Raw genomic sequence first — 22,524 nt, forward strand, 5'->3', positions numbered from 1 at the left:
GGGGGCTTGGCCGACTGGCCAAGCCCCCCTTTCGGTCAACTCACGGGCAGTGAGGAGCGCTGCGCCACGGTCGACGGGGCGGTCGTGCGCTGCGCCGGGGCCTTCGGGCGGTCCGGCAGCAGACGGGTGTAGACCTCGTCCATCACCCGCGCCTGCGCCTCCCAGGTCCACTGGTCGAGCACGCCCGGCCGGTCGTACGCCGCCCGGTACCGCTGCGGGTCGGCCAGCACCTCCCGCACGGCACGCAGGTAGTCGTCCAGATCCTCGGCCCGGAAGACCTCGCCCTGGCCGATGGCCCGCGTCGCTTCGGCCATGGCCTTGACGTCGCTGATAACCATCGGTATCCGGCCGTGCGCGTACTCGAAGAACTTGGTGATCAGCGCCAACTCGTGGTTGGGCTTGTGGTGGATCGGGATGACGCCGAGGTCGGCCGGGGCCACGAACGCGGAGACCTGCCAGTGCGGCACGTACGGCAGCAGATGCACCCGGTCGGCCACCCCCAACTCGGCGGCGAGTTCCTCCAGCTCGTACATGATCGGGTGCTTGCCGTTGAGGGGCACCGACACGAGCGCGACGTGCGCGTCGGGCATCCGGGTCAGGCCTCGGATCATGATGTCGACGCCGCGGGATGGGTTGATGCCACCGCAGTAGACCAACAATGGCGTACCCGCGTCGATCCCGCACAGCGCCCGGATGTCGGGAACCGGCGACGCCCGCTGCTCCGGGGTGAGCTCGGCGGGCGGAGCGTTCAGCACCACCGCCGGCTGCTCGGGCAGGTCGTGCGTCTCCCGAAGCAGATCGGCCAGGGTCGAGGAGACGGTCATGACGCTGTCGGCGTACGGGGCGTGCTCGCGGACGTAGGCAATCTGAGCCGGCAGCCAGCGGAGATTTGTGGGCCGACCGATGATGCCGGGCACGAACTCGTGCGCGTCCCAGACCAGCTTGACGTCCCGCCCGGCGGCGCGGGCGCGCATCGTCGCGCGCGCGCCCACGCCGAGCATCCGGAAGTCGTGCGCGTGGATCAGATCGGGCTGCAGCTTGTCCACAACCGGCCCGAAGGCCAGTTCGAAGTCCCACAGCTCCGGGTCCAGGCGGCGCCACGCCCGGTCACCGTGCAGGCGCTGCCAGAGCCGCAGCGCGGCCCGGTCCAGCAGGGCGTTCGGGTCCTGCTGGCGCTCCTGGAGGCGCTGCGACTCGCGGGTCCGAAGCTTGACCCACCGGAACTTCGCCTTGTTGAGGAAGTACGGCACGGCCAGGCGGGCCTTGCCGGCCAGCTCCACCCAGCGCGGCCCTCCCGCACGACGGGCGACCTTGATCTCGGCCAGCCGGAAGTTGAGGTCGTTGCGGCGTGCCTTGAGCACGTTCAGGTGCCGCTTCGCGACAAGTCCCGGCTTGTACGCCAGCGGGCGGCGCAGCAGCGCGCGGCGGTGGGTGATCGGATGTGGAATCCGCCGCGCCACCCGGATCAGCCGGACCTCGGCCTCGCCGATCCGCCAGGTCTCCTCGGTGTTGCTGCCCTTGAGGATGCCGACGAGGATCACCTCCCAGCCGGCCTCGGCGGCCGACCGGGCGGCCTTCTGCACGCGGGAGTCACCGTGGACCCCGTTGTCGACAAGCATCACCACCCGCCCGCGGGTCGGCCGGGCATCGGTATCCGGGACAGCTTGCATCGGGTGCCTTCTCCTTGTTCAAAGTCCTGCACGGGCGCGGATCAGCGGTCGCCGGTCGCCGCGGTGACGACCGGCGTCGATCACCGGAGGAAAGAGTCGAAGACCTGCGCGGTGCGCCGGCCGTCGTGGTGTTCGCGGACATAACGGAGACCCTCCGCAGCGAGGGCCGCCGCCCCGGCACGGTCGTCGAGCAGCGACTCGATCGTCTTGACGAGCGTGGTGGGCGTGGAGTTTGCGATCGGCGGCTGGACGCCGGCCGCGCGGTGCGCGCTCTCGCTGAGATACGCCACCACCACCTTGCCGGCGGCCATCCCCTCGCAGGAGAACGTGCAGTAGCTGCCCATCACGAGTTGGTCGACGATGATGTCGGCGTCGTGCACCTGCCGGCGCATCTCGCTGTAGGGCAGTCCCTCCACCAGCCGTAGCTCGATCCGTCCCTGGTCATGCAGCTCCTGCAAGCGGGGCAGCAGCCGGTCAGTGCCCTTGGTCCAGCGACTCGACGGCGCGTGCAGCACCACCGGGCGGGGCCGTTCGAGCACCGTGCGGTCACAGGCCCACGCGTCGACGTCCACTACCAGCGGCGCCCAGGTCGCGAACGGCACGTCGTCCAGCAGGTCGGGGGTGGTCACGAAGATCGGCAGGCCGCTCTCCTCGGCGGTGCGCCGGTTTCGCTCGGCCACCGTGGTGAGCCGCTCGCGCAGTTCGGAGTCCGCGTCCCGGAACGCGGACTCGGCATGCCGCTTAAGGTGCGCGCCCGGATGGCGGATCTCGCTGCCGTGCGCCAGCAACGCGACCTTGAGCCGGGCCCGGCGCAGCGCGGGCAGGTCAGCGGAGATGTCGTCGCCGTTGCCCCGGCCGAGCACCGGGCGGAACGCGTCCACGATCAGGTGCGTGTACCAGCCGAGCACCCGGCGTGCCTGCTCCGTCTGCACGTCGAGCCGGTGCTCGCCCGGGTAGTTCAGGTAGCGGTCGGCCGGATAGCGATAGGTGGCCGGCGGCTTGGCCATCACCAGTTCGATGCCGACGTCCGCCCGCGCGGCGGTGATCGCCACCGCCAGGGCGGAAAGTTGCCCGGCGTAGTTGGCAGTGCCCAGTCCCAACCGGACCGGACCGGCGCCGAGCGCCCGCCAGGGGCCCGGGGTGCCAGCCTCGATCGGCGCGACCGGCGGCTCGTCCGGTGCCGGCGGCTCGTCGCCGCGCTGCCGGGCCCGCTCCACCGCCTTCGTGAAGGAGGGCAGCGAGCCGGGCGCGAAGAAGTCGCCGGCCCGGTGCCGGGCCAGGTGCTCGCGGGCCGCCCGGCTGTCCGCGGCGACGACGCGCAGCCCGGCGGCGAGGTAGGTGTCGAGCAGCGCGAGACCGGCGTCCGGCTCGAACCCGAACACGGCCACGTCCGCCGACGCGAGGAACGCCGCCGTCATCGTGCTCGGGCGCGGCACCTCGTGGATCCGCCGCCGGGCCTTGCCGGCCTGGCGGATCAGGTCCTCGGTGGCCGCCCGCTCGGCCTCGCCGCGGACCAGCGCCAGGTGGAACTCGGGCAACCGGGCCATGGCGCGTACCACGCCGGCCAGCGCCCGGTCACCGGCGACCCCGCCCGCGTGCACCAGCAGCGGCGTACCAGCGGGAAGCTCACAGAGCTCGCGTACCGAAGGGGTCTGGAAGGGCCGCGTGCCTTCGGCGGCACGGCGGAGCGCGATACGCAATCGTCGGGGAACCCGCCGCCGCACCGCCGAGACCACCCGCCGAGCCGGCGCCGGGCTCATCGCAGTGCAGGCTCCGCGTCGCTGCCGCCGGGCACGACCGACACGACCTTGCCGTCGGCGGCCGACTCCAGCAGCGCCGCCGCTACCTGCACGGTACGCAGACCCTGCCGCAGGGTGACGATGTCGCTCTCCTTGCCCTCGACCGCGTCCCGGAACCGCTCGTGCTCGACGAGCAGCGGCTCCCGCTTCGGGATGGCGAAGCGGACCATGTCGCCCTCGGCCACGCCACGGAAGGCGCGCAGCGCCTCCCACTCGGTGTCGATGGCGGCGTTGGCGTAGAAGGTGAGGTCGGCGGTGAGCGTGTCGGCGACGAAGCAGCCCTTGTCACCGGTGATCACTGTGGACCGCTCCTTGAGCGGGCTCAGCCAGTTGACCAGGTGGTTGACCATCGTGCCGTCGGAGAGCTGGCCGACAACGGCGACCATGTCCTCGTGCAGCCGGCCACTACGGGAGACCGTTCGCGCCGAGACCGATGCGTACTCCTGAGCGGTCACCCACGCGGTCAGATCAATGTCGTGGGTGGCCAGGTCCATCACCACGCCGACGTCGGCGATCCGGTGCGGGAACGGGCCCTGGCGCCGGGTGACGACCTGGAAGACCTCGCCCAGCTCACCGGCCTCCAGCCGGGTACGCAGGCTCTGCAGCGCCGGGTTGTAGCGCTCGATGTGACCGACGCCGGCGACCAGACCTGCGGACTCGAACGCCTCGACCAGCCGGGTGGCCGTCTCGACCGACTGGGCCAGCGGCTTCTCGATCAGCGCGCACACCCCGTTGGCTGCCAGCTCCAGGCCGACCCGTTCGTGCAGCGCGGTCGGACAGGCGACCACCGCGTAGTCGACGCCCATCGCCAGCAGGTCACCGAGCTCGGGGACCACCGGGGCCCGGAGCGTACCGGTGACGTCGCCGGCGGGATCGACGACACCGACCAGCTCGACACCGTCCAGGTTGGAGAGCACCCGGGCGTGGTTGCGACCCATCGCACCGAGACCGATCAGGCCGGCGCGCAGCTTGCTCCGCTCCTTCATCGGGCACCCCCGGCGAGGTTCGCGCCTTCGGCGATCCGGTCGAGCTCGACCTGGGTCAGCGACGGGTGCACCGGCAGTGAGATCACCTCGGCGGCGGCCCGCTCGGTCTCCGGCAGCTCCCACGGGCCGGGCTTGCCGTCCTCGTTGAGGTAGGGCTTGAGCCGGTGGATCGGCGTCGGGTAGTAGACGGCGTTGCCGATACCCAGCTCGGTCAGGCGCTGCTGGGTGGCGTCCCGGTCGCCCCGCGCGCGCACCGTGTACTGGTGGTAGACGTGCCGGGCGCCGTCGGCCACCGGCGGGGTGACCAGGCCGGTGATGGTGGAGTCGAGGAACTTCGCGTTCGCGCGACGCTGCTCGGTCCACTCGCCGAGCTGGGTCAGTTGCACGCGACCGATGGCCGCCGCCACGTCGGTCATCCGCATGTTGGCGCCCACGATCTCGTTGGCGTAGCGCTGCTCCATGCCCTGGTTGCGCAGCAGCCGCAGGGTGCGGGCGAGCCCGGCGTCCCCGGTGCTGATCATGCCGCCCTCCAGGGAGTGCATGTTCTTGGTGGGGTAGAAGCTGAAGCAGCCGGCGGTGCCGAAGGCGCCGACCGGGGTGCCGTGCAGGCTTGCCCCGTGCGCCTGGGCGGCATCCTCGACGACGGCGAGGCCGTGCTGCTCGGCGATCGCCATGATCCGGTCCATCGCGGCGGGGTGGCCGTAGAGGTGCACCGGCATGATCGCGACGGTGCGCGGGGTGATCGCCGCGGCGACCGCCTCCGGGTCGACGCAGAAGCTGCCCGCCTCGATGTCGACGAAGACCGGCTCAGCACCCACCAGTCGGACGGCGTTGCCGCTGGCCGCGAAGGAGAACGAGGGCACGATGACCTCGTCGCCGGGGCCGAACCCGAGCGCCATCAGGGTCAGCTGGAGCGCCGAGGTGCCGGAGTTGACGGCGACGCAGTGCCGACCGTCGACGAGCTCGCCGAACTCCTCCTCGAACGCCGCCACCTCGGGCCCCTGCACCACCTTTCCGCTGCGCAGCACCCGCACAGCCGCCTCGATCTCAGCTTCACCGATGATCGGACGTGCCGGTGGGATGAAGTCTGGGTTCTGCCCAGCCATGGGGGGTCCTCCTGGGTCTAGACGGTGCAGGCGGGGGTTCGGTTGGCGATACTAGCCCGTCGAGGTATGCGGCGACTCGTACGGGCGCGAGCTTCACGTGCCGGCCTGCTCGGGTGGGCTCGGTCACTGGGCGGGCATTGCGGGGGGCCCACTCTCCACCAAACCAGCACATGTTATCCGCAACGCGGCCACGATCGCGTTAGCCATGTTCGTCAGCTCGGTGGTGTCCAGCGGCGAGCGGGAGATCGCGAGCCGCCAGTAGATCGGGCCGATGATCAGATCGATCGCCGCCGACGGGTCGGTGCCGGCCGGCAACTCTCCCCGGTCGACCGCCTGGCCGACGACCATGTCCCCGATCCGGACCTGGTAGTCGCGCAGCGCCCGCTGCAGGGTCTCCGCGATCTGCGGGTTGCGCGCCGCCTCGGCCAGCAGGTCCGGAATGATCTGCGAGGCCAGCGGGTGGCCAAGGGCCCCCGAGGCGACCATGAGCAGCAGCTGGACGTCGCCCTGCAGGCTGCCGGTGTCGAGCAGCGGCAGCCTTTTCCCGGCGACCGCGGTCACCATGTCGAGCACCAGCTCCAGTTTCGAACGCCACCGCCGATAGATCGCCGTCTTGCTGACACCTGCCCGTCGGGCGACCGCCTCGACGGAGAACCGGCCGTAGCCGGTCTGCGCGAGTTCCTGCATGACGGCTCGGCGGATGGCCGTGGTGATGTCGTCGCGAAGAACGGCCGCACCGGCGGGAGCACGCCTCTTCTCGGTCGTCACGTGGGACAATGTAGCGCAACGACGCTACGGTTGCGTCCTGACGTGTTTTCCACTACCTTCCACGCAGCAGCGGAGCGGCCTCCCGATACCGGCCACGCTAGATTTCATCGCCGCGACACATCCTCATTGCTCCCCATCAGCACGAAAGATCGGAGCGCCTCACCATGGCCAACACCGCGGTGGCCGACCTCGAATCCGGGCTGACCCGCGCCCAACTCGCGCAGCGGTACGGGCTGAAGGTCGCCGGGGAACCTCCGTCCCTGGGCGCGTACGCCCGCCAACTGTGGTCGTATCGACACTTCATGTCCGCGTACTCGCGGGCGAAGGTCGCGTCGTCGTTCAGCAACACGCAACTTGGCCAGCTGTGGCAGGTGCTGACCCCGCTCACCAACGCGGCGGTCTACTACCTGATCTTCGGCGTGATCGTGGCGCAGGACCGGCACGTGCCGAACTTCATCGCCTACCTCTGCACCGGCATCTTCATCTTCACGTTCACCCAGAGCGCGGCGCTGCAGGGCACCAGCGCGATCACGGGCAACCTGGGGTTGATCCGCGCGCTGCACTTCCCGCGCGCCGCCCTGCCGATCACGGTCACCCTGGTGCAGTTCCAGCAGCTGCTCATGTCGATGTTGGTGCTGGCCGCGATCGTGCTGGCCACCGGCGAGCCGATCACCTTCCGCTGGCTGCTGATCGCGCCAACGCTGCTCCTCCAGGCGATCTTCAACATCGGGCTGACCATGATCATGGCCCGGATCGGCTCGAAGGTCACCGACCTGAAGCAGGTCATGCCCTTCGTGATGCGGGCCTGGCTCTACGGCTCCGGCGTGCTCTACAGCGTCACGCTCTTCGCGGAGCGGCTTCCCGGCTGGGCGGCGACCGCGCTGGAGTCCAACCCGATCCTGGTCTACATCGAGCTGGCCCGGTACTCACTGCTCGAATCGGCGTACCCCGCTCACATCGCGTCCTCGCCGACTCGGCTGTGGCTCCTCGCCGCGGCCTGGGCAGCCGCCGTCGGCTTCGGCGGGTTCGTTTACTTCTGGCGCGGAGAGAAGGAGTACGGCCGTGGCTGAGCAGACCCTGCCCGCGGTGGACGCCACCGTGGTGGACACGGGGCGCGTGCCCACCGTCGTGGTGGACGACGTGCACGTGATCTACAAGATCCACAAGGGCGCCACCGGCACCACCAGCCCGGTCTCCGCCCTCAAGCGCATCGTGTCCCGCACCAACGCGCCGAACATCCGCGAGGTGCACGCGGTCAAGGGCGTGAGCTTCACCGCGTACCAGGGTGAGGCCATCGGGCTGATCGGCAGCAACGGCTCGGGCAAATCGACCCTGCTGCGGGCCATCGCCGGGCTGCTCCCCCCGGCCCGGGGCGCGGTCTACACGCTCGGCCAGCCCTCGCTGCTGGGCGTGAACGCGGCCCTGCTCAACGACCTCTCCGGCGAGCGCAACGTGGTGCTCGGCTGCCTGGCCATGGGCATGCCGCCGGAGGAGGTGAAGCGGCTGGCCCCGGAGATCATCGAGTTCTCCGGGATCAACGAACGGGGCGACTTCGCCTCGTTGCCGATGCGCACCTACTCCTCCGGCATGGGCGCCCGGCTGCGCTTCGCCATCTCCTCGGCCAAGAAGCACGACGTGCTGCTCATCGACGAGGCGCTCGCTACCGGCGACCGCAAGTTCCGGGGCCGCAGCGAAGAGCGGGTCCGCGAACTGCGCGACAGCGCCGGCACCGTCTTCCTGGTGAGCCACTCGATCGGCTCGATCCGGGACACCTGCGAGCGGACCATCTGGCTGGAGGGTGGCGTCCTGAAGATGGACGGCCCGACCGACGAGGTCTGCAACGCGTACGAAGCGAAGTAGACAGGTCGACGACCGCATCGGTCGGGCGCACACTCGCCCGGTCGGTGCGGTCAGTCGTAGGCGCTAAGGTTTCCGGAGCGTCGCCCACAGCTCATATCTCGTCATCGACGCACAAAACACCCTTTCGGTGGAAGTGAGGACCGGCAGAATGACTCAGGATCACAGCCCCGCACCGGGTGCCACGCCGGCGAGCCCGGCACTCTGGCGCCCCTCGCGGACAGTGGCGGTGATCCTCGCCGGGGGTACGGGGACACGACTCGGACTCGGCATCCCCAAGCAGCTGCTGAAGATCGCCGGTAAGCCGATCATCGAGCACACGCTGGCCATCTTCGAGGCCGCGCCGGAGATCGACGAGATCATCGTGCTGATGGCGACCGGGCACGTCCCCGACGCCCAGCAGATCGTCGACAAGGCCGGCTTCCGCAAGGTGACCAAGGTGATCGAGGGCGGCGACACCCGCAACGCCACCACCCGCATCGCCCTCGACGCGGTCGGCGACGGCGGCGTCAACATCCTCTTCCACGACGCGGTGCGGCCCCTGGTCAGCGGCCGGATCGTCCGCGAGTGCGTGAACGCGCTCTGGAGCTACTCCGCGGTCGACGTGGCCATCCCGTCGGCGGACACGATCATCCAGGTCGACGAGAACGACTGCATCACCGACATCCCGGTCCGCTCCGCACTGCGCCGCGGCCAGACCCCGCAGGCGTTCCGCTCCCCCACCATCCGCGAGGCGTACCGGATCGCCGAGGGCGACCCGAACTTCGCCGCCACCGACGACTGCGGTGTGGTGCTGCGCTACCTGCCCGGCACGCCGATCAAGGTGATCGACGGTTCGGACGAGAACATCAAGGTCACCCACCCGGTCGACGTGCACCTGGCGGACAAGCTCTTCCAGCTCGCCGCGGCGCAGGCGCCCCGGCTGACCGACCACCGCAGCTACAGCGAGGAGCTGACCGGCCGCACCATCGTCGTGTTCGGCGGCAGCTACGGCATCGGCCACGAGCTGACCGAGCTGGCCCGTCGCTACGGCGCCCAGGTCTTCCCGTTCAGCCGTTCCACCACCGGCACCCACGTGGAGCGGGCCGGGGACGTCGAGGCCGCGCTGACGACCGCCTTCGAGGCCACCGGCCGGATCGACCACGTGGTGGTGACCGCCGGCATCCTGGAGAAGGGCGCCCTCGCCGACATGGACGAGGAGACGATGGACCGGCTGTTGCAGGTCAACTTCGTCGGCCCGGTGACCATCGCCCGCCAGGCCCTGCCGTACCTGCAGCAGACCAAGGGCCAGCTGCTGCTCTACACGTCCAGCTCCTACACCCGGGGACGGGCCCGCTACGCGCTCTACTCGTCCACCAAGGCCGCCCTGGTCAACCTCACCCAGGCGCTCGCCGACGAATGGGCCGACCTTGGCGTACGCGTCAACTGCATCAACCCGGAGCGGACCGCCACCCCGATGCGGACGCGGGCCTTCGGCGAGGAGCCGGAGCACACCCTGCTCGCCGCGGAGGCCGTCGCCCAGTCGTCACTGGACGTGCTGATCTCGGCGCTCACCGGGCAGGTCATCGACGTGCGCCGGGCGCCGGGCGAAGCGGCACAGGCTGTGCCGGCCCAGAGGCCGCGGCTGGCCGACGAGACCAACGCCGCCTCGGCGACTGTCGGCTGACGGCCGAGCACTGCTGACCGGGACGATGGTGAACGGAGCGACATGCGTGGTGACCTGGTCCGAAAACTGATCGCACGGTGCCTGAGCATCGGGCTGGCCGTGCTGGCCTTCCTGGTCGTGGCGCTGACCGGGGCGACCGGTTGGGGGCTGGCGCTGGCGGTCGCCGCCCTCGTCGCCACCGCCGCCGAGCGACGGATCCGCAAGGGCGCGGACACCGCCGCCGAGACGACACTGATCGCCGCCGCCGTCCTGGTCGGCTACGCCCGACGGCTGGACGGTGGGTTCGACCCCGCGCTGGCCGCCGCCGCGCTGGTGCTGCTCGGGCTGGTGCTGCTGGTGGGCCCGCTGCGGCACGCCGGCAACCAGGAGATCCAGGCGGCCAACCTGCCGGTGCGGTCCTGGACGACGCTGATCGCCACGCACCTCGGCGACGCGCTGCTCGCGCTCCTCGCCGTGGTGGCGCTGGCCGCCGCGGCGACCATGCCGGCCCTGGTCGCTCTCGCGGCGGCCCTGCTGGTCGGCGCCGGCGCCGGCACGATCGCGCTGGGTCTGGCCCGGCGCCGGTTCCGGCCGCCGGCAGGCGGCGGGGCGGTGGGCCGGGCGTTGCGCCGGCACCAGCCGGAGTTCCTGCTCTACTTCTCCGCGCCTCCCGGCTCGGAGTACCAGGTCACCATGTGGCTGCCGTACCTGGAGCGGATCGGCCGGCCGTTCATGGTCGTGCTGAGGGAGCCGGAGTTCCTGGCCCCGATCGCCGCAGCCACCGATGCGCCAGTGGTCTACTGCCCCACCCTGAGGGCGATGGACGAGGCGCTGGCGCCGAGCCTGCGGGTGGCGTTCTACGTCAACCACGGTGCGAAGAACAGCCACTGCATCCGCTTCACCCAGCTCACCCACATTCAGCTCCACCACGGCGACAGCGACAAGGCGCCGAGCGCCAACCCGGTGTCGGGAATCTTCGACCGGATCTTCGTGGCCGGCCCGGCCGCAATCGACAGGTACGCCCGGGCCGGGGTGCAGATCCCGGCGGAGAAGTTCGTGATAGTGGGCCGCCCGCAGGTCGAGTCGATCAGCGTACGCCCGGAGCCCCTGGCTGCCGAGGCACCCCGCACGGTGCTCTACACCCCGACCTGGACGGGACACCACGCGGACGCGGACTACTGCTCGCTGCCGGTGGCCGAACCGATGCTGCGCAAGCTGCTCGACCGGGGCGCGACGGTCATCCTGCGCGCTCACCCGTACACCACGCAGAACCCGGCATCGGCGCGGCAGCTGGGTCGGCTCACCGAGCTGCTCGCGGCGGACCGGGCGCGGACCGGCCGGCCGCACGTCTGGGGCGCCGCCGGCCGCGACCTGAGCCTGGTGGACTGCGTGAACCGCTCCGACGCGCTGATCTCCGATGTCTCCGGGGTGATCTCGGACTACCTCTACTCCGGCAAGCCCTTCGCGGTGACCGACATGAGCGGCGAGGGTGACCGGTTCACCGAGCGGTTCCCGCTGGCCGGCGCGGGCTACGTGCTGCACCGGGACATGACGAACCTGGACGAGGTGCTGGGCCAGCTGCTCGGCGCCGATCCGATGGCACCGGGGCGCTGGGCGACCCGGCGGCGCTACCTCGGTGACTTCCCGGCCGAGTCGTACGCCGACGCGTTCCTGGACGCCGCCCGGCGCGAGCTGGAGCCGGACTGGAGCCCGCCGCCTCCCGGACGGCCGGTCGAGCCGGACCTGGTGCCGGTCTCCCCCACCACCTGAGCCGCCGGGCCGGCTCGCCTCCCACACGCTGCTCCGCAGCGACGGCGGCACGCTCGCCGCGTGCGGGCGTCGGCCGGACGGTGGCCTAGTATCGCGAGGCCTGGAGGTGAAGATGTGCCGCCTCCCGGAACATTGCCGGACGATCTCCGGGGTCGGACGCCACCGCCGCCGGACGAGAGGTGGAGCCACCGATGCATCAGCGGATCCTGCTGCGCGCCCGCAAGGGCCCGTTCCACGTCCTCAGCGCCGAGGAGACGTACGAGCGGGACTGGATCGGTAAGAACACCGGCAATCTGGTCTTCAGCCACGCCGCGCACAAGCTCCTGGCCACCTCCGCGGCTGAGATCACCCCGTCGCGCTTCCGGGCGGACCCACGCGATGCCGACGAGATCAACGAGAAGTACGACGTCTTCGTGATACCACTGGCCAACGCGTTCCGCCATGACTACGCAAAGCAGCTGACGTCGATGACTCGGCTGATCGAACGGCTGAAGATCCCGGTGGTGGTGCTCGGAGTCGGGGCGCAGACCGACGTGGACGGCGACCTGGAGCAGCTCCGCCCGATCGACGAGCCGGTCAGCGCATTCTGCCGGGCGGTGCTCGACCGCTCGCACAGCATCGGCGTACGCGGCGAGATCACCGAGAACTACCTCCGCAAGCTGGGTTTTTCGGCTGTCGAGCAGATCGGCTGCCCGTCGATGTTCCTGCACGGCGACAGCCTGCGCATCGAGAAGACGAAGGCGACCCTGGGCGTCGACGACCGGCTCGCGTTCGTCATCTCGCCGTACGTCAAGGCGCTGGCCCCCCTCGTCCTGCACCACCACCGGCGCTACCCGAACCTGCGCTACGTGGCACAGGACCTCTACACCCTCGGCACCCTGCTCTACGGCGACGCGCCGCAGCTGCGGGGAATGACCGCCGACATGCCGATCCACACCTCGCACCCGCTCTTCGTCGAGGACAAGGTGCGGATGTTCATGGACCCGTGGCCCTGGATGGAGTATCTCTCCGGGTTCGACTTCGCCTTCGGCACCCGGATCCACGGCACCATCACGGCGCTGATCTCGGGCATCCCCGGCTATCTGCTGGCGCACGACTCGCGCACCCTGGAGCTGGCCCGATACTTCGACATCCCGCACCGGTTGTTGCGCGATGTGCCGGCCGACGTCGACGCTGCCCAGCTCTATGCGGAAGCCGACTACACGGCCCTGAACGACGGCCACAAGGAGCGCTTCGAGCGGATCACCGCGTTCCTCGCCAAGCACGACCTCGGCCTCTCGTTCGCCGACGGAGACAGCGCGATCCGCTTCGACGAGCAGGTCCGTCAGACCGTCTACCCCCCTGCGGTCCGGCCGGTCTCCGCCTACTCTCCCGAGGAGTTGCTGACGCGCATCCAGTGGCTGCGGGACGAAACCCGGACGCTCCAGGAAAAGGTCAGGACCCTCCACGCGAAGTCGCTGCGCGAGCGGATCAAGCAGGCCGTCGCCGGCCGGGTCCGTCGGACGCTCGGAGCCAGGTGACCAGCCACCGCATCCAGCTCACCCACGTTGGTACGGGTCGAGCAGCGCCAGCACGGCCGCCGGGTCCTGCACGTGTGCGTTGTGGCCGAGACCGGGCAGCGTGGCGACAGGTACGCCGTACGCCTTGAGCTGCTCGTCGGTGACCATCGGGTCGTGTTCCCCGCGGGCCAGCACCACCGGCACGTCGGTCGCCGCCAGCAACGCGGCCAGGTCGGGCTCGCCGACGCCGAAGGCTGTCGGGTCCATGGCGAGGCGCCACCGGCCGTCGACCTGACGCAACCCGGCGTCCACCATCGGATGATCCGGCGGGACCAGGCCGCCCAACCCGGAGACGCGCAGGTAGCGGCGGGCCGCCTCGGTGCGGCTGGCGAACCAGCTCACCGGGTATGCGGCGAGCTCAGCGGCGCGGGCCAGCTCAGCGGGCGACCAGAGCGCCTTGATGCCGAGCCCGACCACCGCGTCCACAGGTGTCCCTGCGGCGCGGGCGGCCAGCGCCAGGCCGACCACCCCACCCAGCGAGTGCCCGAGCACGACGAGCCGGTCGTCGGGGGCGAGGCCGGCGGCGATCCGGGCGGCGAAACCAGCAAAGGAGTACGACGGCAACGGGGCCGACCAGCCGTGGCCGGCGAGGTCCGGTGCGAGCCACCGCCCCGGCCAGTGCTGCTCCAGCAACGGCGCCCACGGCAGCCAGACGTCTCCGGTTGCCCCCATCCCGTGCAGCAGCAGCAGGACGGGCCGGCGACCGGTGCGGCCACCCGATTCATCCACCACGGCCGCAGTCTGCCACGGTTCGCGGCCGGGTACGAGAGTCGTCGATGGCGGCTGCCGGAATGCGGCCGCGGGCGCCGGCCCCTTGTGGGGGACGACGCCCGCGGCGGTCTACGTGCCTGGGTCAGGCGGAGTACCCCCGGGTGGCCATCCAGTTGGCAAGGTCGATCGTGGTGATCCAGTAGGACGGGTCGGCCGGGTTCGCCGAGTCGGCGATCCGCACGGTCCGGCCGTTGTCCTTGTACCCCACGACAGCGACGTAGTGACCGCCGCCGTAGGAGTGCCAGCCGCCGTCGGTGTCGGTGGCGTCGCCGACGACGTTGGCCACCACGCCCCGGCCGTCGGTGATGGCCTTGACCACATCGGCCTGGAGCCGGTCCATCTGGGCCGGGCTGGGCGTGCCGGCGAACATCCGGGTCCGGTACGGGGAGCCCTTCACCTCGGCGTTGAGCGCTCGGGTGGTGTCCTCAGCCGAGTTGGTGCCCATCTCGGTGGTGCCCAGCTCGGCACCGAGTTCCTCCTGGGTGCGGTCGATGCCGGTGGCGCTGAGCGCGTTGCGGGTGGCCGCGGGGCCGCAGTTGTAGTACGTGTTCTGCGCCTCGTAGTCGTAGTCGAGCACCTTGGTCGCGGGCGGCTTCGGCGGCTGCGGCTTACGGGTCAGATCCGGGTTGGCGCTGGCCTTGGCGGCGGGCGACGCGGCGCTGGTGGCCGGGGCGGCGGTCGTCGGCGCGGCGCTGGGGGACGCGTCGCGCGCGTCGCCGAGGGGAACGGCGGTGTCACTGCGCATCTCGGCGACAGTGGTCGCGGTGCGGTGGTTGGCCGGCGCGTCGTCGGCGCCGGTGAGCAGGGCGCCGGTGGTCGTGGCGATCACGAGGGCCGCGGCGGAGGTGGCGACGATCTGGTACCGGCGCTCGGTCGCCAGGCGACGGAGCTGACGCTGCATGGTGTGCTTCACGGGGTCCTCCACGGATCGGGGGAGAGCGGCACACCCACGGGCCGGACCGGTATCCGGGCAGGCGCCAGCGCGCGGACAGTGGTCCGCGGATGGTGAACCGCTCAGGGAAACGCCCGGCGGGACCGGGCGGGAAAGGCGATGACCCGGGGGTCAGCTCACCGTCACTGGACGGATGAGCGGGGGCACCGCTGCGCCGTGGAGGCGTGGGAACAACCGAGGGGTGGAAAGGTGCTGCACGGGTTTGGAACTCCTTCCGACACCGCCTACCGGGTTAGCTGACGGATTCGGGCGGGAAGATCGCCCTACCGCGGGCCGTGGCTCGCGGATTCACCCCAGACTTACTGATGGGTCCCCGGTTCGTTAATCACGATTGAGCGGGTCGGCGCGGCGTCGCCTGTTGCGATCGGTTACCGCACCGGACGGGACGACACTACTGGCCTGTTCGCAGCCTGCCAAGCCAGGTTCGCCTGCGTAAACCCGATTCGGTGCAGCAATTTCTGCGCGTATTGCCGATGATGTGACTCGATGGGACAACCGGTTACGGAGACGCCTACGGGCGACAACCGGACAGGCCGCCGATAACGCGCCACAATCACGGGAAATATCGAGCACAACGCGTCGGACGCCCGAATTCCGAACGACGTGACCGGGCTCACGTAACGGATCAGGCTCAACTCGCGCTAGCCGGGCGCCACCGTGCCACGGGGGCGGGACGGGACGCCCCGCTCGCCCCGGGTCGGGCGAGGGCCGGGCTGGGCCGCAGCCGCGCCGTTGCCGCGTACGCCTCCTCGGCAAGGGTGCGCGCCGACTCGGCGGCCAGTTCCGCGTCCCGCCAGGCGGCCCGCTCCGCGGTGGCGGCGGCCCGGTAGTCGGCCAGTCTCGCGTCCCGGATCGCCCGGCTGAGCAGCACCTCCTGCTCGGCCGGGTGCCGCCGGGAATCCCAGCCGCGCCGGTGGGCGAACACGTCACTGAGCTGCGCCATGGTCAGATCGCCCCGCCAGTACGCCGCCATCGCCGCACGGTGCAGGTAGCGCTCCCGGCAGGCGTACTCGGCGGGTGTCCGCGGGGTGCGCGGAGTGGGCAGCGCGCCAGAGCCGACGAAGCGGCGGGCGGCGGTGTCCGCCTCGTCGTACCTCAGCCAGGCCCGCTCCACGTGTTCCTGAGCGGTGAGCCAGGCATCGCGTCGCCGCCGGGCCGTCCTGGCGGCGCCGGTCGCGGCGACGGCCACCTCCTCGGCGTACCGGCGCAGGTCGTCGGCTTCGGCCGCGGCCACCTCGCGGGCGGTCGGCGCGGCCGGGACCGGGTCGTCCGCGGGGCGGTCCCCCAGGCGGGCGACCAGCACGGCGAGTACGCCCAGTGCCAGCAGGAACAGGGTCGACCAGATGGCGGCGGCCTGCGGCACCTCGGTCACGAACTGGTAGAAGACGGCAGTCTCCACGGTCGGCTCCTCGGGGAGAGCAAAGCGGGGGAGCCCCGGCGACGTGGCCACGGCGGGCCACGGATCGGCGGGGTCGGAGCAGGCGGATCGACAGGGCGCGACGACGGGACGCGTGTCCCGGTGACTCAGCGCCGGGGCGGACCCCGGGGAGCCCAGCTCCGCGAAGCGTCGACGAGAGGCAGCCGGTCGGACCCGGCCGCGGACACCGGCAGCACGCCGGTCGCGGCGGTGCCCTGGTCGACGGGCGGTGCCGGTTGCGCGTCGAACGACCCGGCCGGGACGAACTCCTCGGCGGCACTCGCACCGAGCGCCGAGGCCGGGTGCACGGCAGCCTCTGGCACGGCGCTCAGGGGTGGCACGGCGCTCACCGGTGGCACGGCGGCCGAGGACGGGCTCGCGCCGACCGCCAGGGTCGCGACCGCGGCGAGGCTGGTCAGCACCCGCGTAGCCCAGCGCGCCACCCACCACAGCGGACAGGTGAGCGCGACCGGAAGCACGTCCCCAACGCTACTGCCGGGCCGGCCCTGACGCACCGACCACGGGCGTGTCGGCGCACGCCGCGCCGACCCTGCTGACCAGGGTGGACGGTGTCAGCGCGAGTCGACGTACGGTGATCGGCTGTCGGTCTGGTCGGTCCCGCCGGGCCCGGCCTGAGTCCCGACAGCATCGGGGTGGTGGGCGTCGTCCCCGGCAGCCGGGGTGACGGCCGTGCGTTGTCCGGGCACGCGCGGGCGGGCCGTACGACGCGGCGCGAGTCGGCGCATCATCGGCGTCTCGACGAAGCGGTGCAGCACCCCGGCGAGGACCAGGTTCGCGAGCAGGAAGCCCAGCACCGCGACGGGGCCACGCCAGCCCTGGAAGCCGGTCCCCCAGTCACCGCTGAAGCGCAGCACGCTCGTCATCACCAGCACATGCACCAGGTAGAAGGCGAACGAGACCTCGCCGAGCCAGACCAGCGGCCGAGACCGCCACGGGGAACGCTTACCCCGGACGTCCGCGTCCGCGGCGGCAGTGATCACCAGCAGGTACGCCACCGCGAGCAGCGTGGTCCACAGCTCGGCGCGAATCCACTCTGCCGCTGCCACCCAGGTGGCCAGGAAGATCACGCTGGCTGCGGTCAGCCCCGGGCCCCGCCAGAGGCCACGGCGCATCAGCTCGGCCGCCAACGCGCCCATCCAGAACTCCAGCGACCGTACGGGCGGGAAGACCTGGGTGAACCACCACCGGCTCACCTCCGGCACCAACTGCTGCGCCGGCCAGAGCGCGAGGATCAGCAACGCCAGCGCGACGATCAGCGCCCAGAGCAGCTTCGGCCGGGCACGGCGCAGCAGTGGCAGCACCAGCGGCAGACACAGGTAGAAGAAGAACTCGCAGGACAGCGACCAGCTCACGGTGTTGATGCTGTAGAACCAGCCCGGCCGGGGGTCCCAGGCCTGCAACAGCAGCAGGTTCTCCAGCGCTGCCGCCGGCAGGACCGCGTCGGCGAACCACCAGGCGACCAGCAGCGCCGCCCCCCACAGCACAAGGTGGTTCGGGTAGATCTTGGCAACCCGTCGCCGCCAGAAGGTCCGCCGGGACTCGCCCTCGCGGGCCGACCAGACCAGCACGAAACCGCTCAGGATGAAGAAGAACTGCACCCCGGACAGGCCCAGGGTGAACAGCGCGTCGACCACGGCCTTGTAGTCCGGCTCCGCGATGATCCGCATGGTCCCGACGTGGAAGCCGAAGACCAGCAACGCGGCGATCCAGCGCAGCCCGGTCAGCGAGGGCAGCCGGGCCGGCGCGGGGGTGGGCCGGGCAGCCGTCGCCGCGGCGGCACTCGTCATGCCGGGATCCCGAGGCTCGGCAGGGTCACCAGCACGTGCGTGTCCTCCTCGGTGCGACATCGGACGGCGACGCCCGCGACGGCCCGGCAGGGGCCCGTACCCGGGGTACCCTACCCGGGGCACTCCCGGTGAACCGGACGCGTTCTGCCCCTGCAACGCGCAGAGGATGGGCCCGGGCCGCCCTGGTGGCGGACGGGCCGCCCGGGCGACCGCGGCGCGGACCCTGCACGGGCTGCTCAGCTAGCCGAGCGCCGCGCGTCGCTGGCCGCGCGGGGCCTGGTCCACAGTCGACGGCCGGGGTGTCCGACGCCGTACGGCCGCCCGCGACCAACGGCTGGCGCCGCCGCCTGCGCCACGCCGTCCAGCGACTCTCGCCTATGCTCTACTCATGATCGACGCGGTTGTCTTTGACGTCGGCGGAACCATTCTTGACGAGTCCCGCGAGTTCGCGAGCTGGGCGGACTGGTTCGGCGTTCCACGGCACACGCTCTCGGCGGTCCTCGGTGCCGTAATCGCTCGCGGCCTGGACTGGCAGGAGACGTTCCGGGCCTTCCGGCCCGATTTCGACCTCGCGGTCGAGCTGGAACGCCGAGCCGCCGCCGGCAAACCGGAGTGGTTCGGCGAAGAGGACCTCTACGCCGATGCGCGTGGGTGCCTCGCCGCACTCAAGGAGCAGGGCTTGTTCGTGGGGCTGGCCGGCAACCAACCAGCCCACGCCGAAGCGCTCCTGCACGCCCTCGACCTTCCCGTGGACATGATCGGCACATCGACCGGTTGGGGCGTGGCGAAACCGTCACCGGCCTTCTTCGAACGCGTCATCCACGCCGCCGGCGGCGACCCGTCGTCGATCCTCTACGTCGGCGACCGGCCCGACAACGACGTACGCCCGGCTGCGGAGGCGGGCATGAAGACCTGCCTGATCCGACGCGGCCCCTGGGGGCACATCCTCGACCTGCCAGCCGTCGCCGAGCGGTGCCTGTTCCGCATCGACTCGCTGGACGCCCTTCCGGCTCTGGTGGCGAAGCACAACGCGAGCCACGCAACCCCCTCCTCCGGCGACCGCGGCCGCGCGGGCGGCAGCAGGTTGTAGCTAGCACGGGTGTACGAAAGTGCTGCTAGGGTGGCCGCATGACGCAGGCCGCCTACCAGCCGTCGATGCTCGATCTGACCGACGCGGAGCCGACCCTGGGGCCACTGCCCGGCCCGCTCCGGCGGCATCACCTGAGTCGGGGCGCCTGGGTCGACCATCTCCCCGGCTGGGTGCACGGTTCCGACGCGGTCCTCGACACCCTGCTCACCGAGGTGCCATGGCGGGCCGAGCGACGCACCATGTACGACAGCGAGGTCGACGTGCCCCGCCTGCTCTGCTGGTACGGCGGCGACCGGCAACTGCCGCACCCCGTGCTCACCACGGCACGAGCCGAGCTGACCCGGCACTACGCCCCCGAGTTGGGTGAGCCGTTCGTCACCGCCGGCATGTGCCTCTACCGCTCCGGCCGGGACAGCGTCGCCTGGCACGGTGACACCATCGGCCGTTCCGCGCACAGCGACACCATTGTCGCGATCGTCTCGTTCGGGTCACCCCGGCCGCTGCTGCTGCGCCCGCGCGGAGGTGGTGGCGACAGCCTGCGTTTCCCGGTGGGCCACGGCGACCTCATCGTCATGGGCGGCTCCTGCCAACGCACCTGGGAACACGCCATTCCCAAGACCACCCGCCCGGTAGGCCCCCGGGTAAGCGTCCAGTTCCGCCCGTTCAACGTCGCCTAACCCCCACCCCCACCCCACCCGGTTGATCATGAAATTATTGCCGCCGGCATCGGCGTGTCGCGGCAATAACTTCATGATCGACGAGCGCAGGTGGGTGGGGTTGGGGTTAGCACTCCAACGTCACTTGATCTGCCGGCTGGCTTACTCGGCTAGCTCATGAAGAAGATCATGGCCGCGAGGCTTGCCCCCATGGCCAGGTGCTCCCAACGGAGCAGGTCCGTGATCGGTCGATTGCGCAGCCGGACGAGTGCGGCCGCCATCCAGCAGAGGTAAGCCGCCGTGGCGGCGCGTAGCAACACGAGCGCCGCGTCATGGCCGGTGACGATGCCGTGGTCCATCCGGGGCCCGGCGGCCATGTGGTGGATAGCCATCGACCCGCCGTGTTGATGCATCAGCACGGCGAGCGCCATGAGCACGGCCCCGGCCGTACGGTGCCACTCCACCTCCAGGCCGCGCTCGGTCGGACCGCTGGTGACGAGTGCCACCGCGAAGGCGAGGAGCAGCAGCGCGCCCGCGTACTGCACAACCGGTGCGGCGTCGAGGGTCACCGCGACCATGACAGCCACCATCGCACCCGCGAGCATCCGGGCCCTGCGGGACGCGCCCGCCCGCGGCACGACGCAGCAGCAGGCCGATACCGCGGCCGACCCGAGCATGATCATCTCGAGCGTCAGGACGTCACCGCCGGCGTAACGCCGGGGCGTGACCATTGGGCGGTGGGGCGGCCGTCGAGCCGCCACGGGTGACCACTGACCCGCGGCCAACCTTGGGGTGAGTTTTCCCAGTTCTCTTGCCGGCCGTAGACGGTGAGGTCCAAGGCGTGGTAGCTGGTCGTCAACGCCTCCACGCCCCGCCCGGTGGTCCAGTAGGTTTCGTAGACCTGGTCGCCGTCGCGCAGGTAGCAGGCGATGAACCCGAATTCGCGACCGTCGGCCAGAGCCGGGTCGGAGTCTTTCGCCGAATACCAGGGGAACGGGTAGCCCATGAACTCCGCGAACGGGGCACTTTCGTCGTAGGGGCCCTGGCAGAACACGGCGTAGGTGACGTCCCGGGCATGCAGGTAGTCCAGCGTCTGCATGTGACAGGTCGAGAAGGTGCACCCCTCACACTGCTCCCCGTGCGGTTTGCCGTCGTGCCACATGTGGAAGTAGGCGATGAGCATCCGGCGGCCCTCGAAAACCTCCACCAGCGGGGTGTCCCCGCCGGGGCCCTGGACCGTCACCGTCGGCATCAAGGTCATCGGCAGCTGACGACGAGCGGCTGCGATCGCGTCTCCTTCGCGGGTATGGGCCTTCTCCCGGACCAGCAGTTCGTTGCGCTCGCGCAGCCAGGTCTCCCGGTCGACGACCGGGGGCGTGGCTGCGCTGGACGCGGGGGTTGGCGTCATGGCTGTCTCCTTCGCGGGTGGGGATTGGTCACAGGTACAGACGACCGAGTCGGCGATCGTCATCGGTGACCGATGACGGATGGGGTCCGCGGTCGTCAGTACGGTTGTGCGGACCAATCAGCCCCGGGGAGATCACATGTCCGACTCGCCTGACGAGCAGGCGGTCTGGCTGCAGCGCGCCTTCGACGAGCACCGGCGCGAGCTACACGTGCACTGCTACCGCCTCGCAGGGAACGTCACCGACGCGGACGACCTGGTGCAGGAGGCCTTCCTGCGTGCCTGGCGGGCTCGCGACCGCTTCGAGGGTCGGGCGTCGGCGCGCACCTGGTTCTACCGGATCGCCACGAACGTCTTCCTCGACAGCCGCAAGGCGGCCGGTCACCGGACCGTTCCGTATGGTGACCCGCTGGAGTGGTCCACCGAGCTCGGTCCCTATCCAGACGCCCTGTTGGCCGACGATCCGCAGACCGGTCTCGCCGCCCGGGAGACCGTCGAGCTGGCCCTGATCGCAGCGCTCATGTACCTGCCGCCGCGGCAGCGGGCGGCCTTCGTGCTGCGCGACGTCTACGGCTGGACGCCGCAGGAGATCGCCGGCGCGCTCGACACCGCCGTAGCGGCCGTCAACAGCCTCCTCCAGCGGGCCCGCCACACCCTCCGGCGGCGCGCTCCGTCGGACCCACAGGACTGGCGCCGCCCGCAGCTCACCAGCGAGGACGAAGAGATCCTGCGCCGCTACGCCGACGCGAAGGACCCGGAGACGGTCCGGGCACTGCTCGCCGAGGACGTACGGATCACGATGCCGCCCGAGCCGCCGGTCGTCGGGATCGACGCGGCCGCGGAGTTCCTCGGCCGACCGCTCGACTGGCGCACCTTCCCCACCTCGGCCAACGGGCGCCCGGCACTGATCAACTATCTCCGCCGGCCCGGCAGCCCGCACTACGAGGCGCTGGTCGTCGACGTACTCCGGATCGAGAACGGGAAGATCGTAGAGAGCAACGCCTTCATCGGTGCCCGTCACGTCGCCGCCTTCAGCATGCCCGCCACGCTCGAGCCCTAGACGAGTAAGTCTCAAGCTAAGTGGCCGAGCCTGCGCTGGTAGTGGGATCGCCGGGCTCGGGCGTGGGATGTTCGTCGCCAGGTTGACCAGTGCAGGGTGTGCGCTGGGGGTAGCGGCAGGCCGAGGACGAAGGCGTTGAGGAGTCGGCGGATCTCGGCGACGGTCAACGCGATGATCTCCGGGTCGGGGTCGGTCTGCTGCACTC

The 22,524-nt window shown here is 70.9% G+C and carries 20 protein-coding genes and 1 riboswitch; of the genes, 8 read left to right on the plus strand and 12 right to left on the minus strand.

Translation table 11 applies throughout. The features are described from left to right. Positions 1–35: 35 nt before the first annotated feature. From AB0B97_RS19085 to AB0B97_RS19105, 5 genes are all read right to left on the minus strand, one after another. On the minus strand, positions 36–1,670 hold the full coding sequence (locus tag AB0B97_RS19085; RefSeq protein ID WP_357495077.1) for a glycosyltransferase family 4 protein: 1,635 nt from the start codon (positions 1,668–1,670) through the stop codon (positions 36–38). An 80-nt stretch (positions 1,671–1,750) separates the two neighbouring features. Continuing rightward, positions 1,751–3,430 (minus strand): glycosyl transferase family 1, encoded by a 1,680-nt coding sequence (locus AB0B97_RS19090; RefSeq protein ID WP_357495079.1) that lies wholly within the window; start codon positions 3,428–3,430, stop codon positions 1,751–1,753. After that, positions 3,427–4,455 carry a Gfo/Idh/MocA family oxidoreductase gene (locus tag AB0B97_RS19095; protein WP_234582199.1) on the minus strand — a complete coding sequence of 343 codons (1,029 nt, stop codon included), beginning with the start codon at positions 4,453–4,455 and terminating at the stop codon, positions 3,427–3,429. Before AB0B97_RS19095 ends, AB0B97_RS19090 begins: the two co-directional genes overlap by 4 nt. After that, complete coding sequence (locus tag AB0B97_RS19100; RefSeq protein ID WP_357495081.1) at positions 4,452–5,561, minus strand: DegT/DnrJ/EryC1/StrS family aminotransferase; 1,110 nt, start codon at positions 5,559–5,561, stop codon at positions 4,452–4,454. Before AB0B97_RS19100 ends, AB0B97_RS19095 begins: the two co-directional genes overlap by 4 nt. Positions 5,562–5,684: 123 nt before the next feature. Beyond that, positions 5,685–6,329 carry a TetR/AcrR family transcriptional regulator gene (locus AB0B97_RS19105; protein ID WP_357495083.1) on the minus strand — a complete coding sequence of 215 codons (645 nt, stop codon included), beginning with the start codon at positions 6,327–6,329 and terminating at the stop codon, positions 5,685–5,687. 164 nt (positions 6,330–6,493) lie between these two features. On the opposite strand from AB0B97_RS19105, the gene AB0B97_RS19110 reads away from it, so the two are divergent. The 5 genes from AB0B97_RS19110 (at position 6,494) to AB0B97_RS19130 (ending at position 13,121) form a co-directional block, all read left to right on the plus strand. Beyond that, complete coding sequence (locus AB0B97_RS19110) at positions 6,494–7,399, plus strand: ABC transporter permease (protein ID WP_357495085.1); 906 nt, start codon at positions 6,494–6,496, stop codon at positions 7,397–7,399. After that, positions 7,392–8,189, plus strand: coding sequence for an ABC transporter ATP-binding protein (locus tag AB0B97_RS19115; RefSeq protein ID WP_357495087.1), 798 nt, complete (start codon positions 7,392–7,394; stop codon positions 8,187–8,189). The genes AB0B97_RS19110 and AB0B97_RS19115 overlap by 8 nt, the downstream gene beginning before the upstream one ends. 148 nt (positions 8,190–8,337) lie before the next feature. Continuing rightward, positions 8,338–9,852: a bifunctional cytidylyltransferase/SDR family oxidoreductase gene (locus tag AB0B97_RS19120; protein WP_357495089.1), complete on the plus strand. Its 1,515-nt coding sequence runs from the start codon at positions 8,338–8,340 to the stop codon at positions 9,850–9,852. Positions 9,853–9,894: 42 nt separating this feature from the next. Next, positions 9,895–11,601, plus strand: coding sequence for a CDP-glycerol glycerophosphotransferase family protein (locus AB0B97_RS19125; RefSeq protein ID WP_357495091.1), 1,707 nt, complete (start codon positions 9,895–9,897; stop codon positions 11,599–11,601). A 191-nt stretch (positions 11,602–11,792) separates the two neighbouring features. Next, a complete protein-coding gene (locus AB0B97_RS19130; protein ID WP_357495093.1) occupies positions 11,793–13,121 on the plus strand; it encodes a polysaccharide pyruvyl transferase family protein in 1,329 nt (442 codons plus the stop codon). A gap of 18 nt (positions 13,122–13,139) precedes the next feature. Here the strand turns inward: AB0B97_RS19130 and AB0B97_RS19135 are convergent, their stop codons facing one another. The 5 genes from AB0B97_RS19135 to AB0B97_RS19155 all read right to left on the minus strand — a co-directional run bounded on the left by AB0B97_RS19135 (position 13,140) and on the right by AB0B97_RS19155 (position 18,108). Then, a complete protein-coding gene (locus tag AB0B97_RS19135; protein WP_357495095.1) occupies positions 13,140–13,892 on the minus strand; it encodes an alpha/beta hydrolase in 753 nt (250 codons plus the stop codon). A 121-nt stretch (positions 13,893–14,013) separates the two neighbouring features. Next, positions 14,014–14,856 (minus strand): C39 family peptidase, encoded by an 843-nt coding sequence (locus AB0B97_RS19140; RefSeq protein ID WP_357495097.1) that lies wholly within the window; start codon positions 14,854–14,856, stop codon positions 14,014–14,016. Positions 14,857–15,089: 233 nt separating this feature from the next. Further along, positions 15,090–15,231: riboswitch (cyclic di-AMP (ydaO/yuaA leader) on the minus strand. Positions 15,232–15,514: 283 nt separating this feature from the next. Then, a complete protein-coding gene (locus AB0B97_RS19145) occupies positions 15,515–16,282 on the minus strand; it encodes a hypothetical protein (protein WP_357495099.1) in 768 nt (255 codons plus the stop codon). A 125-nt stretch (positions 16,283–16,407) separates the two neighbouring features. Next, the gene (locus tag AB0B97_RS19150; RefSeq protein ID WP_357495101.1) at positions 16,408–16,779 is read right to left on the minus strand and encodes a hypothetical protein; all 372 of its coding nucleotides are present in this window, start codon (positions 16,777–16,779) and stop codon (positions 16,408–16,410) included. A gap of 93 nt (positions 16,780–16,872) precedes the next feature. Continuing rightward, positions 16,873–18,108: an acyltransferase gene (locus tag AB0B97_RS19155; RefSeq protein WP_357495103.1), complete on the minus strand. Its 1,236-nt coding sequence runs from the start codon at positions 18,106–18,108 to the stop codon at positions 16,873–16,875. Between the two features lie 388 nt (positions 18,109–18,496). Between AB0B97_RS19155 and AB0B97_RS19160 the strand changes: the two genes are divergently transcribed. After that, complete coding sequence (locus AB0B97_RS19160) at positions 18,497–19,198, plus strand: HAD family hydrolase (protein ID WP_357495105.1); 702 nt, start codon at positions 18,497–18,499, stop codon at positions 19,196–19,198. 38 nt (positions 19,199–19,236) lie between these two features. Further along, the gene (locus tag AB0B97_RS19165) at positions 19,237–19,875 is read left to right on the plus strand and encodes an alpha-ketoglutarate-dependent dioxygenase AlkB (RefSeq protein ID WP_357495107.1); all 639 of its coding nucleotides are present in this window, start codon (positions 19,237–19,239) and stop codon (positions 19,873–19,875) included. A gap of 149 nt (positions 19,876–20,024) precedes the next feature. Here the strand turns inward: AB0B97_RS19165 and AB0B97_RS19170 are convergent, their stop codons facing one another. Then, positions 20,025–20,432: a hypothetical protein gene (locus tag AB0B97_RS19170; protein WP_357495109.1), complete on the minus strand. Its 408-nt coding sequence runs from the start codon at positions 20,430–20,432 to the stop codon at positions 20,025–20,027. Between the two features lie 113 nt (positions 20,433–20,545). Next, positions 20,546–21,262 carry a DUF899 family protein gene (locus AB0B97_RS19175; protein WP_357495111.1) on the minus strand — a complete coding sequence of 239 codons (717 nt, stop codon included), beginning with the start codon at positions 21,260–21,262 and terminating at the stop codon, positions 20,546–20,548. 136 nt (positions 21,263–21,398) lie between these two features. On the opposite strand from AB0B97_RS19175, the gene AB0B97_RS19180 reads away from it, so the two are divergent. Continuing rightward, complete coding sequence (locus AB0B97_RS19180; RefSeq protein ID WP_357495113.1) at positions 21,399–22,319, plus strand: RNA polymerase subunit sigma-70; 921 nt, start codon at positions 21,399–21,401, stop codon at positions 22,317–22,319. Positions 22,320–22,524: the final 205 nt, after the last annotated feature.

This window comes from Micromonospora sp. NPDC049004, assembly GCF_040649315.1.
Classification (GTDB): domain Bacteria; phylum Actinomycetota; class Actinomycetes; order Mycobacteriales; family Micromonosporaceae; genus Micromonospora.

What these genes read in the sequence shown, in the direction of transcription:
- AB0B97_RS19095 (WP_234582199.1), bottom strand. Translation starts at nt 4,455, where the DNA reads ATGAAGGAGCGGAGCAAGCTGCGCGCCGGCCTGATCGGTCTCGGTGCG.
- AB0B97_RS19165 (WP_357495107.1), top strand. Translation starts at nt 19,237, where the DNA reads ATGACGCAGGCCGCCTACCAGCCGTCGATGCTCGATCTGACCGACGCG.
- AB0B97_RS19110 (WP_357495085.1), top strand. Translation starts at nt 6,494, where the DNA reads ATGGCCAACACCGCGGTGGCCGACCTCGAATCCGGGCTGACCCGCGCC.
- AB0B97_RS19120 (WP_357495089.1), top strand. Translation starts at nt 8,338, where the DNA reads ATGACTCAGGATCACAGCCCCGCACCGGGTGCCACGCCGGCGAGCCCG.
- AB0B97_RS19130 (WP_357495093.1), top strand. Translation starts at nt 11,793, where the DNA reads ATGCATCAGCGGATCCTGCTGCGCGCCCGCAAGGGCCCGTTCCACGTC.
- AB0B97_RS19090 (WP_357495079.1), bottom strand. Translation starts at nt 3,430, where the DNA reads ATGAGCCCGGCGCCGGCTCGGCGGGTGGTCTCGGCGGTGCGGCGGCGG.
- AB0B97_RS19125 (WP_357495091.1), top strand. Translation starts at nt 9,895, where the DNA reads ATGCGTGGTGACCTGGTCCGAAAACTGATCGCACGGTGCCTGAGCATC.
- AB0B97_RS19160 (WP_357495105.1), top strand. Translation starts at nt 18,497, where the DNA reads ATGATCGACGCGGTTGTCTTTGACGTCGGCGGAACCATTCTTGACGAG.
- AB0B97_RS19175 (WP_357495111.1), bottom strand. Translation starts at nt 21,262, where the DNA reads ATGACGCCAACCCCCGCGTCCAGCGCAGCCACGCCCCCGGTCGTCGAC.
- AB0B97_RS19085 (WP_357495077.1), bottom strand. Translation starts at nt 1,670, where the DNA reads ATGCAAGCTGTCCCGGATACCGATGCCCGGCCGACCCGCGGGCGGGTG.
- AB0B97_RS19170 (WP_357495109.1), bottom strand. Translation starts at nt 20,432, where the DNA reads ATGGTCGCGGTGACCCTCGACGCCGCACCGGTTGTGCAGTACGCGGGC.
- AB0B97_RS19100 (WP_357495081.1), bottom strand. Translation starts at nt 5,561, where the DNA reads ATGGCTGGGCAGAACCCAGACTTCATCCCACCGGCACGTCCGATCATC.
- AB0B97_RS19155 (WP_357495103.1), bottom strand. Translation starts at nt 18,108, where the DNA reads ATGACGAGTGCCGCCGCGGCGACGGCTGCCCGGCCCACCCCCGCGCCG.
- AB0B97_RS19180 (WP_357495113.1), top strand. Translation starts at nt 21,399, where the DNA reads ATGTCCGACTCGCCTGACGAGCAGGCGGTCTGGCTGCAGCGCGCCTTC.